This window comes from Pseudomonas sp. EA_15y_Pfl1_P101, from assembly GCF_963970835.1.
Classification (GTDB): domain Bacteria; phylum Pseudomonadota; class Gammaproteobacteria; order Pseudomonadales; family Pseudomonadaceae; genus Aquipseudomonas; species Aquipseudomonas tritici.
In genome coordinates this window covers 265,149-286,803 of record NZ_CAXAPA010000007.1, presented here as the reverse complement: position 1 = coordinate 286,803, position 21,655 = coordinate 265,149, and the positions used below count along the sequence as shown (strand labels likewise).

The 21,655-nt window shown below is 59.7% G+C and carries 20 protein-coding genes; 5 read left to right on the top strand and 15 right to left on the bottom strand.

Annotation, left to right across the window (positions count from 1 at the left end):
• Nucleotides 1-67 precede the first annotated feature (67 nt).
• Nucleotides 68-2,230, bottom strand: coding sequence for a catalase HPII (katE, locus tag AACY36_RS13700; protein ID WP_370467901.1), 2,163 nt, complete (start codon nucleotides 2,228-2,230; stop codon nucleotides 68-70).
• Nucleotides 2,231-2,475: 245 nt separating this feature from the next.
• On the opposite strand from katE, the gene AACY36_RS13695 reads away from it, so the two are divergent.
• Genes AACY36_RS13695 through AACY36_RS13685 form a run of 3 tightly spaced genes read left to right on the top strand, consistent with a single transcriptional unit; the run spans nucleotide 2,476 to nucleotide 4,977 of the window.
• Nucleotides 2,476-3,483: a methionine ABC transporter ATP-binding protein gene (locus AACY36_RS13695; protein ID WP_339419196.1), complete on the top strand. Its 1,008-nt coding sequence runs from the start codon at nucleotides 2,476-2,478 to the stop codon at nucleotides 3,481-3,483.
• Entirely contained in the window at nucleotides 3,483-4,157 is a 675-nt protein-coding gene (locus AACY36_RS13690; protein WP_339419197.1) for a methionine ABC transporter permease, read from the top strand. The genes AACY36_RS13695 and AACY36_RS13690 overlap by 1 nt, the downstream gene beginning before the upstream one ends.
• 49 nt (nucleotides 4,158-4,206) lie before the next feature.
• Nucleotides 4,207-4,977 carry a MetQ/NlpA family ABC transporter substrate-binding protein gene (locus AACY36_RS13685; protein ID WP_339419198.1) on the top strand — a complete coding sequence of 257 codons (771 nt, stop codon included), beginning with the start codon at nucleotides 4,207-4,209 and terminating at the stop codon, nucleotides 4,975-4,977.
• A gap of 161 nt (nucleotides 4,978-5,138) precedes the next feature.
• Here AACY36_RS13685 and AACY36_RS13680 read toward each other — a convergent pair whose 3' ends face one another.
• The 5 genes from AACY36_RS13680 to AACY36_RS13660 are packed head-to-tail and all read right to left on the bottom strand — an operon-like array spanning nucleotide 5,139 to nucleotide 9,062.
• A complete protein-coding gene (locus AACY36_RS13680; protein ID WP_339419199.1) occupies nucleotides 5,139-5,774 on the bottom strand; it encodes an SCO family protein in 636 nt (211 codons plus the stop codon).
• The gene (gene cyoE, locus AACY36_RS13675; protein ID WP_339419201.1) at nucleotides 5,771-6,670 is read right to left on the bottom strand and encodes a heme o synthase; all 900 of its coding nucleotides are present in this window, start codon (nucleotides 6,668-6,670) and stop codon (nucleotides 5,771-5,773) included. The genes AACY36_RS13680 and cyoE overlap by 4 nt, the downstream gene beginning before the upstream one ends.
• A complete protein-coding gene (locus tag AACY36_RS13670; protein ID WP_339419202.1) occupies nucleotides 6,658-7,737 on the bottom strand; it encodes a COX15/CtaA family protein in 1,080 nt (359 codons plus the stop codon). Before AACY36_RS13670 ends, cyoE begins: the two co-directional genes overlap by 13 nt.
• Nucleotides 7,738-7,747: 10 nt before the next feature.
• Nucleotides 7,748-8,332 carry a hypothetical protein gene (locus tag AACY36_RS13665; RefSeq protein WP_339419203.1) on the bottom strand — a complete coding sequence of 195 codons (585 nt, stop codon included), beginning with the start codon at nucleotides 8,330-8,332 and terminating at the stop codon, nucleotides 7,748-7,750.
• Nucleotides 8,298-9,062, bottom strand: a complete 765-nt coding sequence (locus AACY36_RS13660; RefSeq protein WP_339497236.1) for an SURF1 family protein — start codon at nucleotides 9,060-9,062, stop codon at nucleotides 8,298-8,300. Before AACY36_RS13660 ends, AACY36_RS13665 begins: the two co-directional genes overlap by 35 nt.
• A 28-nt stretch (nucleotides 9,063-9,090) precedes the next feature.
• Between AACY36_RS13660 and AACY36_RS13655 the strand changes: the two genes are divergently transcribed.
• The gene (locus tag AACY36_RS13655; RefSeq protein ID WP_339427752.1) at nucleotides 9,091-9,294 is read left to right on the top strand and encodes a twin transmembrane helix small protein; all 204 of its coding nucleotides are present in this window, start codon (nucleotides 9,091-9,093) and stop codon (nucleotides 9,292-9,294) included.
• A 6-nt stretch (nucleotides 9,295-9,300) separates the two neighbouring features.
• Here AACY36_RS13655 and AACY36_RS13650 read toward each other — a convergent pair whose 3' ends face one another.
• The 4 genes from AACY36_RS13650 to coxB all read right to left on the bottom strand — a co-directional run bounded on the left by AACY36_RS13650 (nucleotide 9,301) and on the right by coxB (nucleotide 13,686).
• Nucleotides 9,301-10,188, bottom strand: a complete 888-nt coding sequence (locus AACY36_RS13650) for a cytochrome c oxidase subunit 3 (protein ID WP_339436881.1) — start codon at nucleotides 10,186-10,188, stop codon at nucleotides 9,301-9,303.
• Between the two features lie 35 nt (nucleotides 10,189-10,223).
• A complete protein-coding gene (locus AACY36_RS13645; protein WP_339419209.1) occupies nucleotides 10,224-10,775 on the bottom strand; it encodes a cytochrome c oxidase assembly protein in 552 nt (183 codons plus the stop codon).
• A gap of 138 nt (nucleotides 10,776-10,913) precedes the next feature.
• On the bottom strand, nucleotides 10,914-12,500 hold the full coding sequence (ctaD, locus tag AACY36_RS13640; protein WP_065875623.1) for a cytochrome c oxidase subunit I: 1,587 nt from the start codon (nucleotides 12,498-12,500) through the stop codon (nucleotides 10,914-10,916).
• Between the two features lie 58 nt (nucleotides 12,501-12,558).
• Nucleotides 12,559-13,686 carry a cytochrome c oxidase subunit II gene (gene coxB / locus AACY36_RS13635; protein ID WP_339497234.1) on the bottom strand — a complete coding sequence of 376 codons (1,128 nt, stop codon included), beginning with the start codon at nucleotides 13,684-13,686 and terminating at the stop codon, nucleotides 12,559-12,561.
• 368 nt (nucleotides 13,687-14,054) lie between these two features.
• Here coxB and AACY36_RS13630 point away from each other — a divergent pair, with 368 nt between their 5' ends.
• Entirely contained in the window at nucleotides 14,055-14,702 is a 648-nt protein-coding gene (locus AACY36_RS13630; protein ID WP_339419213.1) for a hypothetical protein, read from the top strand.
• A gap of 125 nt (nucleotides 14,703-14,827) precedes the next feature.
• Here AACY36_RS13630 and AACY36_RS13625 read toward each other — a convergent pair whose 3' ends face one another.
• From AACY36_RS13625 to AACY36_RS13605, 5 genes are all read right to left on the bottom strand, one after another.
• Nucleotides 14,828-16,375, bottom strand: a complete 1,548-nt coding sequence (locus AACY36_RS13625; RefSeq protein ID WP_339419215.1) for a SulP family inorganic anion transporter — start codon at nucleotides 16,373-16,375, stop codon at nucleotides 14,828-14,830.
• A gap of 85 nt (nucleotides 16,376-16,460) precedes the next feature.
• A complete protein-coding gene (locus tag AACY36_RS13620; protein WP_339419217.1) occupies nucleotides 16,461-17,192 on the bottom strand; it encodes a carbonic anhydrase in 732 nt (243 codons plus the stop codon).
• A gap of 227 nt (nucleotides 17,193-17,419) precedes the next feature.
• Entirely contained in the window at nucleotides 17,420-18,478 is a 1,059-nt protein-coding gene (locus tag AACY36_RS13615) for a PA0069 family radical SAM protein (RefSeq protein WP_339419219.1), read from the bottom strand.
• Nucleotides 18,479-18,559: 81 nt separating this feature from the next.
• Nucleotides 18,560-19,858 carry a cytochrome c gene (locus AACY36_RS13610; protein WP_339419221.1) on the bottom strand — a complete coding sequence of 433 codons (1,299 nt, stop codon included), beginning with the start codon at nucleotides 19,856-19,858 and terminating at the stop codon, nucleotides 18,560-18,562.
• Between the two features lie 12 nt (nucleotides 19,859-19,870).
• Nucleotides 19,871-21,655, bottom strand: coding sequence for a GMC family oxidoreductase (locus AACY36_RS13605; protein ID WP_339419223.1), 1,785 nt, complete (start codon nucleotides 21,653-21,655; stop codon nucleotides 19,871-19,873).

Genomic DNA, 21,655 nt, shown 5'->3' with positions numbered 1-21,655 from the left:
AACGGTGAACACTTCAAGTGGGGGAGCGGGCTTGCCCGCGATAGCGATCTAACAAACAACAGATGACTTAAGCCGGAATCGCCTTCGCCTTCACCTCACGATCCCAAACCCGATGCTGGCCAATCGCAGCAAAGAATGCCTTGAACGCTTTGGCATCCGACCCCACGATCAACCCCGCATCCGCCTCCAGCTTCAGCAGATCCAGCAAAGGCTTCACGTCACTGGCCACCGCAATCGCCTTCAGGTGCTTGTACGCCTCCAACACGTAATGCAGTGCCACGCCGTCGCCGCTCAGCGCCTTCACCGACTCTTTCCCACCCGGGATAAACACCGCATCAAACGCAATGGACGGCATACCCTCCATCGACGCGTCGACTGGCAGGCTCTTGCCATCAGCCGTCTTCACCGGCGCTGACGTCGGCCCCAGCAGCTTGGCATGTGCGCCTTGCGCTGCGAGTGCCTTCTTCAACGCGTCAATCGCCACGCCGTCCACACCATTCGCCGCCAGGATCGCCACCTTGCGGGTTTTGATATCACCCGGCAGCAAGTTCGCCTGGCTCAACGCTGGCGAACGTTCCGGCTTGGTTTGGCGCTCAGGCACAGTACCTTTGGTCGGTGCTGGCAGCCCCAGGTTATGCGCCACGCGCTTGGCCAGTTCCAAGTCGATGTTGGCCAGGATCTCATTGACCTGGCGCGCACGAATAAACTCACGCTCAACCTTACCCAGCTCAAAGCTGTAGGCCGCAATGATGTGCTCCTGCTCGTGCTTGCTCATGCTGCGGAAGAACAGGCGGGCCTGAGAGAAGTGATCGCCGAACGACTCGCTGCGCTCACGGATCTTGTGGGCGTCGATGCGCTCTGGGTACGTCTCGAAGCCGCCATCCTGCGCCGCTGGCGGGGTTTCTTTCGGCCAGCCGCCATCGATCGAGTTTGGCTCGTAAGCCGCACGACCTTTATCAATGGTGGTGCGGTGCATGGCATCGCGCTGGTTGTTATGGAACGGCACGACCGGCTGGTTGATCGGCAACTGGTGAAAGTTCGGGCCACCCAGTCGGCTGATCTGTGTATCGGTGTACGAAAACAGCCGACCTTGCAGCAATGGATCATTAGAGAAGTCGATACCCGGCACGATATGCCCGGGGCAGAACGCGACCTGCTCGACTTCAGCGAAGAAGTTGTCCGGATTACGGTTCAGCACCATTTTGCCCAGCGGGGTGATCGGCACCAGCTCCTCAGGAATCAGCTTGGTCGGGTCGAGAATGTCGAAGTCAAACGCATGCTCCTTATCCTCAGGAATCACCTGCACGCCCAATTCCCACTCAGGGTAATCGCCCATCTCAATGGCTTCCCAGAGATCGCGGCGGTGGTAGTCGGTGTCTTTACCGGCGAGCTTTTGCGCTTCATCCCACACCAGCGAGCAAGTACCCGCGGTAGGACGCCAGTGGAATTTGACGAAGTTGGATTTACCCTCAGCATTCACCAAGCGGAAGGTGTGCACACCAAAACCCTGCATGCTGCGCAGGCTTTTTGGAATGGCGCGGTCAGACATTGCCCAGATCACCATGTGGGCAGATTCAGGCTGCAACGAGACGAAGTCCCAGAACGTATCGTGAGCCGAGCCGCCTGTAGGAATCTCGTTGTGAGGCTCTGGCTTAACGGCGTGCACAAAGTCAGGGAACTTGATCGCGTCCTGAATGAAAAACACCGGCATGTTGTTGCCCACCAGGTCGAAGTTGCCTTCTTCGGTGAAGAACTTCACGGCAAAACCCCGTACATCTCGCACCGTATCGCCAGAGCCGCGCGGCCCCTGCACAGTCGAAAACCGGGTAAATACCGGCGTCTTGTGGCCTGGGTCACGCAGGAACCCGGCCTTGGTCAGCGCCGAATGGTTCTCATACGTCTGGAAATAGCCATGAGCGCCAGTGCCACGGGCATGCACGATGCGCTCCGGGATGCGCTCATGGTCAAAGTGCGTGATTTTTTCACGCATGATGAAGTCTTCCAGCAGCGACGGGCCACGGGAGCCGACTTTCAACGTGTTCTGGTTATCGGAAATCTTGACGCCTTGGTTGGTACGCAGGGCCTGGCCGGTCGCATCGGAACGGAATTCCTCCAAGGCCTGCAGCTTGGCGTTGGTGTTGCCACGGTCCAGGGTATCGGTGCCCGCGAGCTCACTCTTCGACGGGGTGGCTGGCTTCTTGGTACTCATCAGACAAAACTCCTTATTCAAAGTGGCCAGAGCGATCCCCGGCTCGTTTGAGCAAAAACCCCAGGCACGGCACCTGGGATATCGCGTTGCTTAAGTAGTGACTGATGAGGTTTTGGGCCGTTCCTTTTTTATGACCTTTGATCGCGTTATTGCCAAATCGCTGGTTGAATGCGAAATAAATGCTAAGAAACGCTATACGGACAGGCTAAAATGCGCGCCCGGCTAACCGCTGATCCCTTTTCCATGCGCCCCACAAGGTTCGCTACGTGATCGAGTTTCATAACGTCCATAAAACCTACCGCGTCGCCGGTAAGGATATTCCCGCACTGCATGCCACCAGCCTGAGTGTCGAAAACGGCCAGGTGTTCGGCCTGATTGGCCACTCCGGTGCAGGCAAAAGCACACTGCTGCGCCTGATCAACCGCCTGGAAGAACCGAGTGGCGGCCAGATCACGGTTGATGGCGAAGAAGTCACCGCCCTGGACGCCAACGGCCTGCGCCGTTTCCGCCAGCAGGTCGGGATGATCTTCCAGCACTTCAACCTGCTCGCGTCCAAGACCGTTGCCGACAACGTGGCGCTGCCTCTGACCCTGGCCGGCGAATTGTCGCGCAAGGAAATCGACCAGCGCGTCGCCGAATTGCTCGCCCGTGTCGGCCTGTCAGACCACGCCAAGAAGTACCCGGCGCAGTTGTCCGGCGGCCAGAAGCAACGCGTCGGCATCGCTCGTGCCTTGGCGACCAAGCCAAAGATCCTGCTGTGCGACGAAGCCACCAGCGCCCTCGACCCGCAAACCACCGCTTCGGTGTTGCAACTGCTGGCCGAGATCAACCGCGAGTTGAAGCTGACCATCGTGCTGATCACCCATGAAATGGACGTGATCCGCCGCGTCTGCGACCAGGTGGCGGTAATGGACGCCGGCGTGATCGTCGAGCAAGGCTCGGTCTCCGATGTGTTCCTGCACCCCAAGCACCCGACCACCAAGCGCTTCGTACAAGAATCCGAGCAGGTCGACGAAGGTGAACAGCGCGATGATTTCGCCCACGTCCCAGGCCGCATCGTGCGCCTGACGTTCCAGGGTGAATCGACCTACGCGCCGTTGCTGGGTACCGTCGCCCGCGAAACGGGTGTGGACTACAGCATCCTTGCCGGGCGTATCGACCGCATCAAAGACATTCCCTACGGGCAATTGACCCTGGCCATTACCGGCGGTGACATGGAAGCGGCCTTCGCCCGCTTCACCGCAGCCGATGTGCACATGGAGGTCCTGCGCTAATGGACGTTTTACTGCATTACTTCGACAAAGTTGACTGGGCTGACATCTGGGTTGCCACCGGCGACACCATGCTGATGCTCAGTACCTCGCTGCTGTTCACCGTGCTGGTGGGCCTGCCGCTGGGCGTTCTGCTGTTTCTCTTCAGCCCTCGACAGTTGCTGGAGCAGAAGAACACCTACGCAGTACTGGCATTCGTGGTCAACGCCATACGCTCTCTGCCATTTATCATTCTGCTGATTGTGATGATCCCTACGACGATCTTTATCACAGGCACATCGCTTGGCGTGGCCGGGGCCATTCCACCGCTGGTGGTAGGAGCTTCGACGTTCTTCGCACGGCTGGTGGAAACCGCCCTACGCGAAGTGGACCGCGGCATCATCGAGGCGACTCAAGCAATGGGCGCCACCACCCGGCAGATCATCATCAAGGCGCTTTTGCCGGAGGCTAAGCCCGGTATCATTGCTGCAATCACAGTCACTGCGATCGCACTGGTAGGCTACACCGCGATGGCCGGTGTAGTGGGCGCCGGAGGCTTGGGTGACCTGGCCATTCGTTATGGATACCAGCGTTTTCAGGACGACGTCATGGTCGTCACCGTGGTGATGTTGATTGTGCTGGTACAAATTCTGCAGACCATCGGCGATAAGCTGGTGACGCACTATTCTCGAAAATAACGGCCATTGCCGGCCCCCGCCGGCTATGCCCGAACAAGGAGCTTGCTGGATGAAAAAACTACTGGTTGCTTTCGCCGCCGTTGCCGCGTTTTCCGCCCACGCCGAGACCATTACGGTCGCCGCTTCGCCGGTCCCGCACGCGGAAATCCTGGAATTCGTGAAACCTGCCCTGGCTAAAGAAGGCGTGGACCTGCAGGTCAAAGTCTTCACCGACTACGTGCAGCCGAACGTACAGGTGGCTGAAAAGCGCCTGGACGCCAACTTCTTCCAGCATCAGCCGTACCTGGATGAGTTCAACAAAACCAAGGGCACTCACCTGGTGAGCGTAGCCGGTGTACACCTGGAACCCCTGGGCGCTTACTCCAGCAAATACAAAAAACTGGACGAGTTGCCTGATGGTGCCAACGTGGTGATCCCGAACGACGCCACCAACGGCGGCCGTGCGCTGTTGCTGCTGGCCAAGCACAACCTGATCACCCTGAAGGATCCGACAGACATCCTGTCGACCATCAAAGACATCACCGCCAACCCGAAAAACCTGAAGTTTCGCGAACTCGAAGCCGCCACCCTGCCGCGCGTGCTGACCCAGGTTGACCTGGCGCTGATCAACACGAACTACGCGCTGGAAGCCAAGCTGGACCCGTCCAAGGACGCGCTGGTCATCGAAGGCAGCGACTCGCCTTACGTGAACATCCTGGTCACCCGCGAAGACAACAAAGACTCGGACGCCGTGAAGAAGCTGGTCGCAGCCCTGCACACGCCTGAAGTGAAGAAATTCATCGAAGAGAAGTACAAAGGCGCGATCAAGCCGGCGTTCTGACCTGACTCGATCTCCCAAACACTGGAGATCAAAAAATGTGGGAGCGGGCTTGCTCGCGAATGCGGTGGACCAGTCAACATCTTCGTCGACTGATACCCCGCATTCGCGAGCAAGCCCACTCCCACATTTGTTTTATGGTGTTGGCTGGGTTGGCGTCCGGCCTATTTGCGCTGTAGCAACACCGGCAGTTGCACCACCAGCTTCTGATTGTTCAACGGCGCCCGGATAAACCCACGCTGCGTCCCATCCGGTCCGATCAGCGCCAGGTTGCCGCTGTGGTCGACGGTGTAGTTCGGCTTGCTGGTATCCGCCGGAATGAACGGAATGCTCACCGCATTTGAAACCTTCTGCACATCCTCCACATTCGCGCCGGTCAGGCCCTGGAACTGCGGGTCGAAGTAGCCCAGGTACTGCTTGAGCTGAGTCGGCGTGTCGCGGTGCGGGTCGACGCTGACCAGGATCACCTGCAACTTATCCACAACGTCCTTGGGCAGTTCGCTTTTGATCTGGCGCAGCTGGGCGAGGGTCGTCGGACAGATGTCCGGGCAAAAGGTGTAGCCGAAGAACAGCAGGCTCCACTTGCCCTTCAACTCATTAACCTGCACCGGTTGGCCTTCCTGATTGGTCATGGTCACCGGCGGTAGCTGGCGGCTTTGCGGCAGCAGGATGATACCGGCGTCGATCAAAGCGGTGGGGTCGCCCTGGCCTTTGCCCGAGAGCACTTTGTTGACGGTCAGGCCCATGATCAATGCCACCAGGGCCACCAGGATGAAGACAGTTTTTTGAGTTCGAGTCATAGGTTCAACAGTAGGTAGTGGTCTACGAGCAGGGCGATGAACAGCAGCAGCAAGTACCAGATAGAGTACTTGAACGTGTTGATCGCCGCGTGCGGCCGAGCGCCACGGTACAACACCCAGGCCCATTGCAGAAAGCGCCCGCCCAATATCAGCGCGCACGCAAGGTACAACACGCCGCTCATATGGATCACATAGGGCATCAGGCTCACCGCCAGCAGGGCGAAGGTATAGAGCAGGATGTGCACCTTGGTGTAGTGCTCGCCATGGGTGACCGGCAGCATGGGGATATCGGCCTTGGCGTATTCCTCCTTGCGGTGGATGGCCAGCGCCCAGAAGTGCGGCGGGGTCCAGGCGAAGATGATCAGCACCAGCAGCAGCGGTTCGGCACTGACATGGCCGGTGACAGCGACCCAGCCCAATAATGGCGGCGCAGCACCGGCGAGGCCGCCGATGACGATATTTTGAGGCGTCGCACGCTTCAGGAAACCGGTGTAAATCACTGCGTACCCCAGCAGCGAAGCCAAGGTCAGCCATGCCGCCAATGGGTTGGTAAAGGCCAGCAATAGCGCCAATCCCGCAACAGCCAGGAACAATGCAAAGGCCAAAGCAGCCAACGGCGACACACGCCCCTGCGCCAGCGGCCGCTTATGGGTGCGCGCCATCACCGCATCAATCCGCCGGTCCACCACGTGGTTCACCACCGCCGCGCCACCGGCACACAGGGCAATGCCCAGGTTGCCGAACACCAGCACTGTCCACGGCACACCCGCGCGCGTTGCGAGAAACATCCCCACCAGCGAGGTGATAAGCATCAGCACCACCACTTTCGGCTTGGTCAGCTCCAGGTAGTCACGCCAGATCGCCTGGCCGTGACGCGCGCCGCTCAAGGTCGCCATGGCATCTCTCCTTTAAGGGTGATGAGGCCCGATACGTGTTTGCGCGGGATAAAACGCCAGCCGAACGGCCGTTGATTACGCACCCGGACCAGGCTGGTGCGGGCGTGGTAATTGACCAGCACCAGGCTCAGCAACAACACGGCGCCTCCTGCGTTATGGCCTACAGCTATTGCCAGCGGCAGCCCGAACGCCACATTGCTCAGGCCCAGGCAGATTTGTGCAGCCAGGGCGATCAGCAACAAACCCGCTAGCCGCGTCATGCCGACCGCGCGCAGTTGCCAGGCCAGGCCAAGCAATACCAGGCTGACGATCACGGCGCCGATGCGGTGGGTCAAGTGAATAGCCGTGCGCGCTTCGCTGTCCAACTGCCCGCCAAGGTAATTAGGGCCAATATGCTGGGTAAGATGAAAGCCATTGGCAAAATCCGCCGCCGGCCACCATTCGCCATGGCACGTTGGCAGATCAACACAGGCCACGGCCGCGTAGTTGGAGCTGACCCAGCCGCCCAGCGCAATCTGCCCGATCACCAGCACCAAGCCTGCCGTCGCCCAATATTGCAGGCGCTTGGGGACAATCAACGCAGGCAGCACGCCCGACAATCGCAGGGTCAGCAGAAACAGCAGGCTCAAGGTCGCAAAGCCCCCGAGCAAATGCCCCGTCACCACCTGCGGCCACAGCTTCAACGTGACCGTCCACATGCCAAACGCCGCCTGTGCAAACACTACCGCCAATAGAAACAGCGGCAATTTCACCGGCTGACCGGGATCACGCCGATGGCTCCACGAGCGCGCCGCGAGCAGCAAGATCAGTAGGCCCAAAGTGCCTGCGAAGTAGCGGTGAATCATCTCGCTCCAGCCCTTGTCCGCCTCAACCGGTGTATCGGGGAAATGCAGTTCGGCATGGGCCAGCTGAGTCTCGCTTTGCGGCACGCTGATAAAACCGTAACAGCCGGGCCAGTCCGGGCACCCCAGTCCAGCATGGGTCAGGCGGGTATAAGCGCCCAGCAGCACGACGATCAGCGCCAGCAAGGTGGCAAACAACGCGAGGCGAAATCCAGGTTTGGCCATGACGATGCCCTTATCCGATATTCGACAGTTTCAGCAGATGGCGCAGGTCGTTGAGCACGTCCTTGCCCTTGACCTTGGCGTCATAGCGCAGCACCAGGTTGCCGTGGGGATCGACGATCCACAGCTGTGCATCGCCCGGCGCGCCGGCGTCCTTGGTGAAGGTCGCCAGGTCCAGCGGGTAACGCTGCAGTTGCGGATATTGCGCCTTGAGCTTGGCCTCGTAGTCGGTGGTGACCGGCTGCGCACTGGCCAAGGCGTGGCTGGCACGGGAGGCGTCGCGGCCGAGGCCGATCTGCAACTGGCGCGCGAGGTACACCAGTTGCTGGCAATCTGCGGCACAGGCAGCGGGCGCGGTGACCAGCAGTTGCCAACGCTGTTCATCAGCTTGCACGCCAATATCGGCGCGGGTCTGGCCGTTGCCGATTATCTCGCCATGGTAGCTGCGGCTTTCCGGCACCCAGAACTGCAATTTGTACATGAAGGTCGCCAGCGCCATCGGGCCGATTACCATCATCAGGATCAGCAACAGCTGCCAACGGCCTTTGCGCCGATCAGGCACGTCAGACATGTTGAGTGGATTCATGGCCGCTCCCATGGGGCTTCTCCTTTTTGTTGTGCCATCCGAGGTAGAGGTAAAGCGCCAGCAGGGCCAGCGACATGGCGAACCACTGCACGGCATAAGCCAGGTGTTTTTCGGGCCCCATGGCCACGATGGGCCAGGTGGTTTCGTAGGTGCCGGGGCCTGCTTCGGCCCGTAGCTCGTAGGCGAAACCACTGCGCCCCAGTTCAGCCCACAGCGCGGCCGGATGCAGGGCGGTCAGCAAGCGCGGCCATTGCGCGCTCGTCGGGTCAGCATGCAGTTGGAAGGTTTCGCCGGGGGCGACGTAAACCCAGGCATCCAGGTTCAAGGGCTGCTCAGGGGTGGCAAAGACGGGCGGCGTGCGCCGATCCGGCCAAGGCAGCCAGCCGCGATTGAGCAAGAGCCACAGGCCGCTGGCCTGGTCGTGGAAGGGTTGCAGCAGCTCTACGCCGGCCTTGCCGTCACGCAGGCGGTTATCGAGAAACACACTGTGTTCGGCGTCGAATTGCCCGCGCAGGCGCACACGACGAAAAGCCGGGTCAGCCAGTTCGTTAAGCTGTGCACTGCTGATCGGATCAGCCGCGCGCCGCTCGGCATAACTGTCCACCATCAGCTGTTTTTCATGGCCTCGGGACAATTGCCAGAACCCCAGGCCCACCATCAACCGCAGCAGCACCAACACCACCAGCGTCGGCGCAATCCCGGGGCGAAAGCTTTTTATGGCGCTGGCTATACTTGTTTTCATTGCCCGCCCATCCAATTGGAGCCAGACCATGCTCAAAGCCGCTATTGCCCTGATGCTGATCGCGACTGTCGTGAGCCTGTTCAGTGGCTTGTTCTATCTGGTCAAGGACGAGGGCAACTCCAACCGCCTCGTCACTGCCCTGACCGTGCGCGTGGTACTGGCCGTGATCACCGTGGCGCTGATCGCCTGGGGCTTTTTTAGCGGCCAGCTGGTTTCTCATGCGCCGTGGTAAGGCGCCTCACAGCACATAGACGAAGAAAAACAGCCCGATCCACACCACGTCCACAAAGTGCCAATACCAACTCGCCGCTTCGAAGCCGAACTGGTGCTCGGCATTGAAATGCCCCTTCAGGATGCGCATCAGCATCACGAACAGAATGATGGTGCCGATGGTGACGTGCGCACCATGAAAGCCGGTGAGCATGAAGAAGGTCGCGCCGTACACGCCCGAACCGAGCGTGAGCCCCAACTCTTTATAAGCGTGGATATATTCCTCGGCCTGGAACCCAAGAAATGCAAGGCCCAGCAGCACGGTGATCGCCAGCCAAATCTTCAGCGCGCCGCGATGGCCTTTGCGCAAGGCATGGTGGGCGATGGTGATGGTCACGCTGGAACTCACGAGCAGAATGGTATTGACCAGTGGCAGGCCCCAAGGACTGATGGTGCCTTCCGGCGCCGGATACATTTTCGGGTCTGGGTTGTTGAGCAAAGGCCAGGCAAATTCGAAGTTCGGCCACAGCATATGCGCGATGCCCTTGTGGCCTTCCCCGCCCAGCCACGGGCCGGACATGTGCCGCACGTAAAACAGCGCACCGAAGAACGCGATAAAAAACATCACTTCGGAAAAGATGAACCAGCTCATGCCCCATCGGAACGAGCGGTCCATCTGCGAACTGTACAAACCGGCGCGGCTTTCCTTGATCACCGCGCCGAACCAGCCAAACATCATGTAGGCCAACAGTAGGCCACCGACGAAAAAGATCCACGGGCCGTAGGATTCCGGGCGCGCCGCCTTCAAGTCGTTAAACCACACACCCAAGCCATACACAGTGATCAACAGGCCAAAGGTGGCAATTATCGGCCATTTGCTTTGCGCTGGTACGTAGTACGTATCATGAGTCGACATGTATTCGCTCTCCTGATTGAGCGGGCAAACAGTAGCTAGCCGCCGGTATGGACAGCCACGGGCGGTTGGCGCGCAGTGATGTCAAACAGCGTGTACGCCAGGGTCAGATGCTTCACATCCTTGGGCATGTCGCGGTCGACAATGAAGCGCACCGGCATCTCAATGCGCTGGCCTGGCTGCAGCACTTGCTGGGTGAAGCAAAAGCACTCGGTCTTGTGGAAGTACATCGCCGCTTCAGCCGGCGAAATACTCGGCACGGCTTGGGCAGTCATCGGTTTGTCGGTAGGGTTGTAGGCCACGAACAGCATCTCGGTCACCGCGCCCGGGTTGACCACCACTTCGTCAGCCTTGGCATAAAAATCCCAAACCATGTCGATGGCATTGGTGGACAAGAACTGCACCCGCACCTGGCGTGAGGCGTCCACCACCTGCGAGCCCTCGTACTGTCCGGCCGTCTTGCCGTTAATGCCGAACGCCTTGCACATCACGTCATAGATCGGCACCAGCGCAAAGCCAAAGGCGAACATCGCCACCACCAGGATCAGCAGGCGGGTGACCAGGCGTTTGAGCGCAGCGGAGTCAGCCATGATGCTCACCTGAGACGAACGCGATCAATGTGGGAGCGGGCTTGCTCGCGAATGCGGTTTCACAGCCAATGATGAGGCTGACTGACACACGGTCTTCGCGAGAAAGCCCGCTCCCACAGGGGATTTGCGGCGTCAGGTTCATTTGACCTCCGGCGGCGTAGTGAACGTGTGGTACGGCGCGGGCGAAGGGATGCTCCACTCCAGGCCTTCGGCGCCATCCCAAGGCTTGGCCGGTGCGGGTGTACCGCCACGGATGCACTTGATCACAATGAACAGGAAGAAGATCTGCGTGGCGCCGAACATGAAGGCACCAATCGACGAGACCATGTTGAAGTCGGCGAACTGCAGGTTGTAGTCCGGCACCCGCCGCGGCATGCCCGCCAGCCCGACGAAGTGCATCGGGAAGAACGCCAGGTTCATGCCCACGAAGGACAGCCAGAAGTGCAGCTTGCCCAGGGTTTCGTCGTACATGTGGCCGGTCCATTTCGGCAGCCAGTAGTAGGCCGAGGCAAAAATGCCGAAGATCGCGCCGGGCACCAGTACGTAATGGAAGTGCGCCACCACGAAGTAGGTGTCGTGGTACTGGAAGTCGGCCGGGGCAATCGCCAGCATCAGCCCGGAAAACCCGCCGATGGTGAACAAGATTACGAAGGCCACCGCAAACAGCATGGGCGTCTCAAACGTCAGAGAGCCTTGCCACATGGTGCTGACCCAGTTGAACACCTTCACCCCGGTCGGCACGGCGATCAGCAGCGTGGCATACATGAAGAACAGCTCGCCCACCAACGGAATACCGACCACGAACATGTGGTGCGCCCATACGATGAACGACAGGAATGCGATGCTCGCCGTGGCGTAGACCATCGAGGTGTAGCCAAACAGTGGCTTGCGAGAAAAGGTCGGGATGATCGAGCTCACGGCACCAAACGCCGGCAGGATCATGATGTACACCTCGGGATGGCCGAAGAACCAGAACACATGCTGGAACAGCACTGGATCACCGCCACCGGCCGCACTGAAGAAGCTGGTGCCGAAGTGGATATCCATCAGCATCATGGTCACGCAGCCTGCCAGCACCGGCATTACCGCGATCAACAGGAACGCGGTGATCAGCCAGGTCCAGACGAACAGCGGCATTTTCATCAACGTCATGCCTGGAGCGCGCAGATTGAGGATGGTGGCGACCACGTTGATGGCGCCCATGATCGAACTGATGCCCATCAGGTGAATGGCGAAGATAAAGAACGTCACGCTTTCCGGTGCATAGGTGGTGGAGAGCGGCGCGTAGAAGGTCCAGCCGAAATTCGGCCCACCACCGGGGGCGAACAGGGTCGATACCAGCAGCAGGAATGCCGCCGGCAGCAGCCAGAAGCTGAAGTTGTTCATGCGCGGCAGGGCCATGTCGGGCGCGCCGATCATCAGCGGAATCATCCAATTGGCCAGGCCGACAAACGCCGGCATGACCGCGCCGAACACCATGATCAGCCCGTGCATGGTGGTCATCTGGTTGAAAAACGCCGGCTCCACAATCTGCAAGCCGGGCTGGAACAGTTCGGCACGGATCACCATGGCGAACGAACCGCCGAGCAGAAACATGGTGAAGGCGAACCACAGGTACAGTGTGCCAATGTCTTTATGGTTGGTGGTCAGCACCCAGCGCATCAAACCCTTGGCGGGGCCGTGGGCATGGTCAGCGTGACCATGGTCATCAATCACAGCGCTCATGGCCGTTCTCCTGAGAGCAAGTGGGCAGGGCAGGTCGAGGTAAACGCCATGAAAGAGTTCATTGGCTTTCCGCCTGCTTGATGGCCAGCACGTCTTTAGGCGTGACCACGTCGCCTTTGTTGTTGCCCCACGCGTTGCGCTCGTAGGTCACCACGGCGGCGATATCCACTTCAGAGAGCTGCTTGCCGAACGCGGCCATCGCGGTGCCGGGCTTGCCGTGATAGACGATGCTCAGGTGGCCGTCTTTCGGGCCGATGGCGATTTTCGAGCCTTTGAGCGCCGGGAACATCGGCGGCAGGCCTTGGCCTTCAGCCTGGTGACACGCCACGCAGGTGGTGTGGTAGACCTTATCGCCACGCGCCACGAGTTCTTCCAGGGTCCACTCTTTGGAGGTCAGCTCCTTGAGCTTGGCGGCCTCTGCCTTGCGCTCGCCGAGCCAGGTTTCGTAATCGGCCTTGGACTTGACCTCGACCACGATGGGCATGAAGCCGTGGTCCTTGCCGCACAGTTCGGCGCACTGGCCACGGTAGATGCCGGGCTTCTCGACACGCGTCCAGGCCTCGTTGACGAAGCCGGGAATGGCGTCGCGCTTGACCGCAAAGGCCGGCACCCACCACGAGTGGATCACGTCCGCGGCCGTCACCAGGAAGCGCACCTTGGCCCCCACCGGTAACACCAGCGGCTGGTCGACTTCCAGCAGGTAATGTTCGCCCTTGGTCGCCTGGTTGCGGATCTGTTCGGCGGGCGTGGCCAGGTTGCTGAAGAACTCCACGTCCTGGCCCAGGTATTTGTAATGCCACTTCCACTGGTAGCCGGTGACCTGGATATCGATATCCGATTCACTGCTGTCGTAGATATTGATGAGGGTCTTGGTCGCAGGAATGGCCATCGCGATCAGGATCAGCAAGGGCACTACGGTCCAGAGGATCTCCACGGTGGTGCTCTCGTGGAACTTCGCCGCGACCTGGCCCGTGGACCGGCGATGAACGATCATCGACCAGAACATCGCGCCAAACACGATGATGCCGATCACCACACATATCCAGAAAATGGTCATGTGCAGGTCGAACACAGCGTGACTGACTTCTGTCGCCCCTGGCGCCATATTCGTTGTCCAGGCGGCATGTGCCTGGCCGAATACTGACCACAACAGGAGGCCCATCCAAACGTGTGGATGTCGCATCATTGCGGGTTCCCCTTATCGTTCTTGTTATCCCGCCGGTTTGCACCTGCGTCGAAGGGAGCGGCTTCCATACTGCTTACAACCGCTTAGCCTTGCCTGCTTATGCAGTCTGGCGTCATCAGCTAATCGCGTACAAATCCGAGTATAGACAGGCTCTGCAACCCCGCAATGTGTAGGGGTAAATGAGCTGAAATGAGGCACTTGGGCTTAATGAAACAGGCTGCGGAATCGTTTATGCGGTGCGCTATCGCGATTCGATATAACGCCTGCGCATAACCATGAAATAATTATGACAAATGCGTCTGAGGCGCTCGTACAAACGAGCTACCTTATCCTCTCCCTTTTCCTACACCTGCATCACTGGAGCCTTCATGAACACCGCCGCATTGCGCGAGCAGATTTCCCGTGCCCACCAACACGAAACCAGCACGGGCCAGCTTGCCCAGCAACTGGAAAAACAATTGCCGCACCTGCATTCGGCCATTGCCCTGGCTGACGGTGATCGCAACGTTGTCATGACCCGCTTTGTCACCGCCTACATCGACCTCGTCCCGGATTTGCTCGACGCTGCCAACGACGTAGCCCGCGAGGCCGGTATCGAAAGCCAGATCAAGCCGGTGCTGAAGATCGCCGAGCATTTCTTCCTGCAGCCGCCTGCGATCCTGGCAGGCCACGAGGGGCTCGACGGCCTGCTGGATGAGGCTTACCTGGCCCATCGCCTGGTGGAAGAGGTCAACGATCTGTATATCAAGCATTTCGGTCAGCCGTTGATTCCGGCGGATACCACTGTGGCTAACGTGATTGCCCACCAACTGATTGGCGAAACATTCGCTAATCAACTGGATGAGGCGGTGCATCAAGCAGTGGATGAGATGCTGAACGAAGAGAGCTTTGCGCTGGAGTCGGTGGAGGCTTACCGCGAAACGCTCAAGAGCCCGAACACCGAGGCCGCGTGGAAGCGCTGGCCGTGCCTGTCGCGGCAGTTGGGGGTTGAGTTGGCGTTGGATCAGCCGGCCTAGATCTTAGATCTAATACAAAACCCATGTGGGAGCGGGCTTGCTCGCGAATGCTATGGTTCAGTCAACACTTCCGGTGACTGACACGCCTTCGCGAGCAAGCCCGCACACATTTTGATCCGGTTTCGTCAGCTCACAGATGGCGCCGAACCTATCCCCGTCGTCATTCGCACCCGCCCTTCCAACCGGCGCTTCAACCCACGCGCCTCGATCACCAGCGTCGAACCCTTCGCCGCATTGGCTCGCCCCCATTCTTCCAGTAACTCCAGGCAAGAATGGTCAATATAATTCAGGTTGTTCAGCGGTACGTGCAAGGTCGTCCCAGCGGGCACTGTCGCCAGCACTTGGGTCAATGCCGGCACTTTCAGGAAGGTCGCAGCCCCCGCCAGGCGCAGCTCCATCTCACCGACCTGGGGCAAGTCGATCAGGCTGACTTTAAGCCGTGACGCCTTGAACGCCAGCTTGACCAACGTCAACCCAAAGCCCACCAGCACGCCGGTCAGCAGGTCGGTAAAGATGATCGCCAACGCCGTGGCCGCATAGGTAAACATTGGCATCCGCCCATAGCGCCCCAGCGCCTTGAACGCCTTGATGTCCACCAGCTTGATCCCGGTATACACCAGCACACCCGCCAGGCTCGCCACCGGAATGCTCTGCAGCACACTCGACAACAACAGTACGAACCCCAGCAGCCAGAGGCCATGGAACATCGCCGACAAGCGCGTAGTTGCACCGGCCTGCACATTGGCCGAGCTGCGTACGATCACGCCAGTCATCGGCAAGGCGCCGACCAGGCCGCAGAGCATGTTGCCTACACCTTGAGCGGACAATTCCCTGTCAAAATCAGAACGCTGACCGCTGTGCATGCGGTCGACCGCCGCAGCGGAGAGCAGGGTCTCGGCACTCGCGATAAACGCTACGGCGAACGCGGCGATCAACAGTTGCGGATCAGCGAGGTTCAGCAAGTCGCTGGGACGCAGCCAGTCGATGGCATCGGCGAGATTTTCCGGCACCTCCACACGTTTGACCTGCAACGCCAGCACCAAACTGACAACGGTGGTCAGGCCCACGCCCAACAAGGCGCCCGGCACAAAGCGCAGGCGTTGCGGGCGTAATTTGTCCCAGGTGTACATCACCAGCATTGTCGATAAACCGAGCAACCCCGCCTGCCAGCCCAGGCCGCCGCCCAGGGTCGGGATCGCTTCAGCCAACGCCGCAGGGAAGCCTGCCAGGTTATCCAGCCCCGAAGGTTTGGGCGCGCCGTCGAGCATCACGTGGATCTGCGACAGCACGATCAGCACGCCAATCCCTGCCAGCATGCCGTACACCACCGCCGGCGCCGTAACACGGAACCAGCAGCCCAGACGCAAACGCCCGGCGACCAGTTGCAGAAAGCCTGCCAGCAACAGGATTGGCCCAAGCATCAGCATGCCGTGCTGGCGTACCAGTTCGAACACCAACACCGCCAAACCCGCCGCCGGGCCACTGACCTGCAACGGTGAACCCGCCAACCAACCCACCACCAAGCCACCGATGATCCCGGTAATCAGGCCTTTGGCCGGCGGCATGCCGGAGGCGATAGCAATACCCATGCACAAGGGCAGGGCGACCAGAAACACAACCACCGAAGCGAGCAGCTCCCGTGGCAATACAGCTTTCAATTGAGCAGCACGCATGATGACTCTCCCGAGGCATTGGCCGGGCGCGGTAAAGCCTGGCTGCATCCATGGCAGCCACCGCTAAACCCGGCAGGGAAGTGTTTTAGAAGCGCGCTTTAGGCGTCGCTGAAGGAATCGGCCCTTCGCCGCCCAACGGCAGGAAGGTCGACTGATCCGCATCGTAGGCGCGGATTTCGCTGGTCTCGATGTTGTAGATCCAACCATGGATAAACAAATGACCATTGGCCATGCGCGAAGCCACCGAAGGGTGGGTGCGCAAATGTTGCAGCTGGGCGATGACGTTTTCTTCGGTCAGCACCTTCATGCTCTCGCCTTCGTTGGCGCAGTCGCAGTTGTCATGGACCATGGCCTTGGCGACCTCGGCGTGCCGCAGCCAGGCCCTGACCGTCGGCATCTTCTCCAGGCTATCGGGGTTGAGTACCGCGCGCATGGCGCCGCAATCAGAGTGCCCGCAGACAATGATGTGCTGCACGCCCAGGGCGAGTACGGCGTACTCGATGGCAGTAGAAACGCCGCCATTCATCTGGCCGTAAGGCGGAACCACGTTACCGACGTTACGCGTCACGAACAGGTCGCCCGGAGAGCTTTGGGTGATCAGCTCGGGCACGATGCGCGAGTCGGCGCACGTAATGAACATCGCTCGTGGGCTTTGGGCCGTGGCGAGTTTCTTGAAGAGTTCTTCCTGTTGGGGAAAGACGTCGTGATGGAAATGCAAAAAGCCGTCAACAATATGCTTAAGCGCTGCATCGGCGGTTTCCGCCACCTGAGGGGCTGAAGCCGACGCAGCCAACGGCTGTTTATCCTGGTCACTCATGATTCATCCTCTTGATTAAATACAGGGGAGCTTTCAGGTCAGTTCGACGCCGGGCGTGTGGAACAGTTGCAAAAGCCACAAAGCGGGACGCCGACTCATCAGTCACTCGCAGAACACGTTAACCGCCGAAACTTAACTCAAACTGAATGAACCGCTCTAGTCCGCGGGTTTCAGTGATGTCAAAAAGCGACTATTCCTACACGGACTTCGCAAATCGCCTCTTCAGTCTACAACAAAGCCATCTGCCTGCCTGGCGGACAGAACGCCGTGCAATCCAGATTGAAGCCCTCCCGCTGGTTGAGCCCCAAGCGCTTGATCGCCTTGCTGAAGCGCTGCGCCAGCAGATCGGCAAATGGCCCTTCACCACGCATGCGCACGCCGAAGCGGCTGTCGTATACCTCACCGCCGCGTACCTGACGTACCAAGCTCATCACATGGGCCGCACGCTGCGGGTAATGCGCCGCCAGCCACTCCTCGAACAGCGGCGCCACCTCCAACGGCAGGCGCAGCATCATGTACGCCGCACTCTGCGCGCCAGCGGCGTGGGCTTCGGTCAGCAGGCTTTCCAGCTCACTGTCATTGATCATCGGAATCATGGGCGAACACAGCACGCCCACCGGGATCCCCGCCTCGCGCATTACCCGAATCGCTCGCAACCGCGCCTTCGGCGCCGCCGTGCGCGGCTCCAGGATGCGCTTGAGCTCGTCGTCCAGGCTGGTGAGGCTGATCATCACCGCCACCAGCCGCTGACGCGCCAACTCAGTGAGCAAATCCAGATCGCGCAGAATCAATGAGCCCTTAGTGATGATGGTCACCGGATGCCGGTAGCGCAGCAACACTTCAAGGGTTTGCCGAGTGATCGTGTACTCGCGCTCGATCGGCTGGTACGGGTCGGTGTTGGAACCCAGGTTGATCGGCGCGCACACATACCCCGGTTTCGACAGTTGCTGCTCCAGCACATCGGCGGCGTTGGTCTTGGCAATCAATTTGGTTTCGAAATCGAGCCCCGGCGACATGTCCCAATAAGCATGGCTGGGCCGCGCATAGCAGTAAATGCAGCCATGCTCGCAGCCACGGTACGGGTTGATCGAACGGTCGAACGGCAAGTCCGGCGAGTTGTTGCGGGTGATGAGGGTCTTGGCCGTTTCGATACGCACTTCGGTGCCCTGGGTCGGCGGCACTTCCTGATACCAGCCGTCGTCCTCGACCACGCTGACGGTGGGCGCAAAGCGGTTATGCAGGTTAGTGGCCGTGCCACGGCCACGGGGCGGCAGCGGAGTAGACATGAAAACGCCTCTATACTGTTTTTATATACAGTATCGAGGCGCGAGGTTTCTGACCAGTGCCGTTTGGCGGTCAGGGAAGGATCAGTGCTTTTGCGTCACCTGTCCCAAGTCATCGCCTGAAGTGGTGCGCAGATCTTTCTCGCGCAGGTCCGCCACATCGCTGGCGTTGACCGGCGCGCCCTGATTGCCCCAACTGCCGCGGATGAAACTGACCACATCCGCCACTTCCTGGTCCGACAGGCGCCAGGCAAATGCTGGCATGGTGAAGGTCGACGGCGCCGCGTGCGTGGCCGGCAACGTGCCGCCGTTCAACACGATGTTGATCAGCGACGTGGCATCCGCCGTCTGCAACACCGGGTTGCCCGCCAGCGCCGGGAACACCCGCGTGTAGCCATGGCCGTCAGTACGGTGGCAGGCCGCACAGTTGTCGATGTACACCGACGCACCTGGCTTGCTGTCATCACCTTTCCACAGGGCATCAGCCACCTGCTTGTCGTACTGATGCGGCTGGTCCTTGGGGTCCACCGCCGGCAGGCTCTTAAGGTAACGGGCGATAGCCGTCAGGTCATTTTCCGACATGTACTGCATGCTGTGGACCACAACATCGCTCATGCCACCAAACACCGCACTGCGATCACTGCGGCCGGTCTTGAGGAATTGCACCAGTTGCGCCTCGCTCCAACTGCCGAGGCCGTCCTTGTGGTCGCCGCGCAGGCTCTTGGCGATCCAGCCCTCCAACGGCGCGCTGCCAGACAGGAACGCGTTGCCATCAGTGGCACTCAGGGCTTTTTCCTGCATGGTCAAAGCCCGTGGCGTATGGCAAGCGCCGCAGTGGCCAAGGCCTTCCACCAAATAAGCACCCCGGCTGATCACCGGATCAGCATTAGCCGGTGCCTGGTAGTCTGCCACCTCGGGCGCAAACATCCAGCGCCATGCCGCCAACGGCCAGCGCATGCTCAGTGGCCAGGGAATATCGCTGTCCTTGTTCTCCTGGGCGACCGGTTCAACACCCTTCATGAAATACGCATACAACGCCTGCATATCGTTTTCGCTGACACGTGCGTAAGACGGGTAGGGCATCGCCGGGTAAAGCGTACTACCGCTCTTGGCGACGCCATGGCGCACGGCCTTGTCGAAGTCTTCAAAGCTGTAGTCGCCCAGGCCGGTCTTGTCCGGGGTGATGTTGGTGGAATAGATCACGCCGATGGGGGTTTCCATCGGCAGGCCGCCGGCAAAGGGCTTACCGCCCTTGGCGGTGTGGCAGGCCACGCAGTCACCGGCGCGGGCCAGGTACTCGCCCTGCTTGACCAGGTCGGTTTCAGCCGCGCTGATCGAGCAACTGCTCAATAGGGCAAACGTCGCGATAACAAGTGCTTTCATGGTCATCGCTCCTTATGCCTGAACCAGTGGGCCGGGGTTTTTCAGGTACTGCTCGCGGATCGCCCGGGCCGACCAATAGGTCAGCGCCGCCACCAGGCCGGTAGGGTTGTAGCCCAAACCTTGTGGGAAAGCGGATGCGCCTGGCACAAACACGTTGTGTACATCCCAGCACTGCAGGTAACGATTCAAGGCACTGGTTTTCGGGTCGGTGCCCATGATCGCGCCGCCGTTGAGGTGGGTGGTCTGGTACGACGCGGTGTTGAAGTGCTCACCGACCTTTTTGCCCAGCACGGCAATTGCCTTGGGGTTCATCGCTTCGGCGACTTTGCCCATTTTCTCTACCATGAAGCGGTTCATCTTGATGTCGTTTTCTTGCCAATCGAATGTCATCCGCAGCAGCGGCTGGCCGTAGGCATCACGATAAACCGGGTCCAGATCCAGGTAGTTGCCCCGGTAGGATTGATGGGCGCCATGGGCATCCATCGACACCTGGTGGGTGTAGTAATCGGCGGTCGCGCGCTTCCACGCGCTGCCCCAGGCCGGGGTTCCCGGCGGATTCGAGGTGCCTGCAATAGGCCGACTTCCCGCCTGGTTGACCCACATCGGCGAGCCGCCCACAAAGCCGTGAGGGCCATGGTCGAAGTTGTCGGCATTGAAGTCATCAATGGCCACGCCATTGCCGCCCGCACCGATGAAGTTGTTGGTGTGGGTGTCCTTGTCGAAGAACGCCTTGATGGTCGCCATGTTCTGGTAGGCGAAGTTCCTGCCCACCACACCTTCATTGGTAATCGGGTCGTAAGGCTTGCCGATACCGGACAGCAGCATCAAACGCACATTGTGGAACTGGAACGCGCCGAGGATCACCAAGTCCGCCGGCTGCTCGCATTCCCGGCCCTGGGCGTCGATATAAGTCACGCCGGTGGCCTTGCTCTTGGTGCTGTCGAGGTTGACCTTGAGCACGTGAGAATTAGGCCGCAGTTCGAAATTCGGCACCTGGCGCAACGCTGGCAGGATGTTCACGTTCGGCGAGGCTTTGGAATACATGTAGCAAACATAGCCACTGCAAAACCCGCAGAAATTGCACGGGCCCATCTGCGCACCATAGGGGTTGGTGTAAGGCCCCGAGGTATTGGCCGACGGCAGGTTGTAGGGTTTGTAACCCACATCGCTAGCAGCTTTCTGAAACAGCTGTGCGGAAACGGTGATTTTCTGTGCTTCCAACGGGAACGGATTGGAACGGTCCGGTGCATATGGGTTGCCGCCACGGCCCTCACCAACGACTTGACCTTTCACCGTCCAGGCCTGGCCGGAGGTGCCGAAGACTTTTTCCGCGTAGTCGAAAAACGGCTCCAGCTCTTCATAGCTCACGCCGAAGTCCTGGATTGTCATGTCCTTGGGGATAAAGTTTTTGCCGTAACGCTCTTCGTAATGGCTACGGATGCGCAACTCCATCGGGTCGACGCGAAAATGCACGCCGGACCAGTGCAGGCCTGCACCGCCGACGCCATTGCCCGGCAAGAACGCACCTAACTGACGGTTAGGCAGGGCCACGTCATTCACGCTATGGCGAATGGTCACCGTCTCTTTGGAAATGTCCTGGAAGAGTTTTTTACGCACGCTGTAGGTCAATTCGTCGATGACCTGCGGATAGTTGCCGTCAGGGTAAGTGTCCTGCATCGGGCCGCGTTCCAGCGCGACCACGTTTAGACCCGCTTCCGTCAGCTCCTTGGCCATGATCGCGCCGGTCCAGCCGAAGCCGACGATCACTGCATCTACTTTTTTCATGATGGTCGCCAC

Excerpts from the sequence above, each read along its gene's own strand:
- cyoE (WP_339419201.1), bottom strand. The coding sequence starts at position 6,670 with ATGGCGACCTTGAGCGGCGCGCGTCACGGCCAGGCGATCTGGCGTGAC.
- AACY36_RS13670 (WP_339419202.1), bottom strand. The coding sequence starts at position 7,737 with ATGGCCAAACCTGGATTTCGCCTCGCGTTGTTTGCCACCTTGCTGGCG.
- ctaD (WP_065875623.1), bottom strand. The coding sequence starts at position 12,500 with ATGAGCGCTGTGATTGATGACCATGGTCACGCTGACCATGCCCACGGC.
- AACY36_RS13610 (WP_339419221.1), bottom strand. The coding sequence starts at position 19,858 with ATGAAAGCACTTGTTATCGCGACGTTTGCCCTATTGAGCAGTTGCTCG.
- AACY36_RS13645 (WP_339419209.1), bottom strand. The coding sequence starts at position 10,775 with ATGGCTGACTCCGCTGCGCTCAAACGCCTGGTCACCCGCCTGCTGATC.
- AACY36_RS13630 (WP_339419213.1), top strand. The coding sequence starts at position 14,055 with ATGAACACCGCCGCATTGCGCGAGCAGATTTCCCGTGCCCACCAACAC.
- AACY36_RS13650 (WP_339436881.1), bottom strand. The coding sequence starts at position 10,188 with ATGTCGACTCATGATACGTACTACGTACCAGCGCAAAGCAAATGGCCG.
- AACY36_RS13690 (WP_339419197.1), top strand. The coding sequence starts at position 3,483 with ATGGACGTTTTACTGCATTACTTCGACAAAGTTGACTGGGCTGACATC.
- AACY36_RS13685 (WP_339419198.1), top strand. The coding sequence starts at position 4,207 with ATGAAAAAACTACTGGTTGCTTTCGCCGCCGTTGCCGCGTTTTCCGCC.
- AACY36_RS13655 (WP_339427752.1), top strand. The coding sequence starts at position 9,091 with ATGCTCAAAGCCGCTATTGCCCTGATGCTGATCGCGACTGTCGTGAGC.
- AACY36_RS13615 (WP_339419219.1), bottom strand. The coding sequence starts at position 18,478 with ATGTCTACTCCGCTGCCGCCCCGTGGCCGTGGCACGGCCACTAACCTG.
- AACY36_RS13625 (WP_339419215.1), bottom strand. The coding sequence starts at position 16,375 with ATGCGTGCTGCTCAATTGAAAGCTGTATTGCCACGGGAGCTGCTCGCT.
- coxB (WP_339497234.1), bottom strand. The coding sequence starts at position 13,686 with ATGATGCGACATCCACACGTTTGGATGGGCCTCCTGTTGTGGTCAGTA.
- AACY36_RS13680 (WP_339419199.1), bottom strand. The coding sequence starts at position 5,774 with ATGACTCGAACTCAAAAAACTGTCTTCATCCTGGTGGCCCTGGTGGCA.
- AACY36_RS13665 (WP_339419203.1), bottom strand. The coding sequence starts at position 8,332 with ATGGGAGCGGCCATGAATCCACTCAACATGTCTGACGTGCCTGATCGG.
- AACY36_RS13620 (WP_339419217.1), bottom strand. The coding sequence starts at position 17,192 with ATGAGTGACCAGGATAAACAGCCGTTGGCTGCGTCGGCTTCAGCCCCT.
- AACY36_RS13660 (WP_339497236.1), bottom strand. The coding sequence starts at position 9,062 with ATGAAAACAAGTATAGCCAGCGCCATAAAAAGCTTTCGCCCCGGGATT.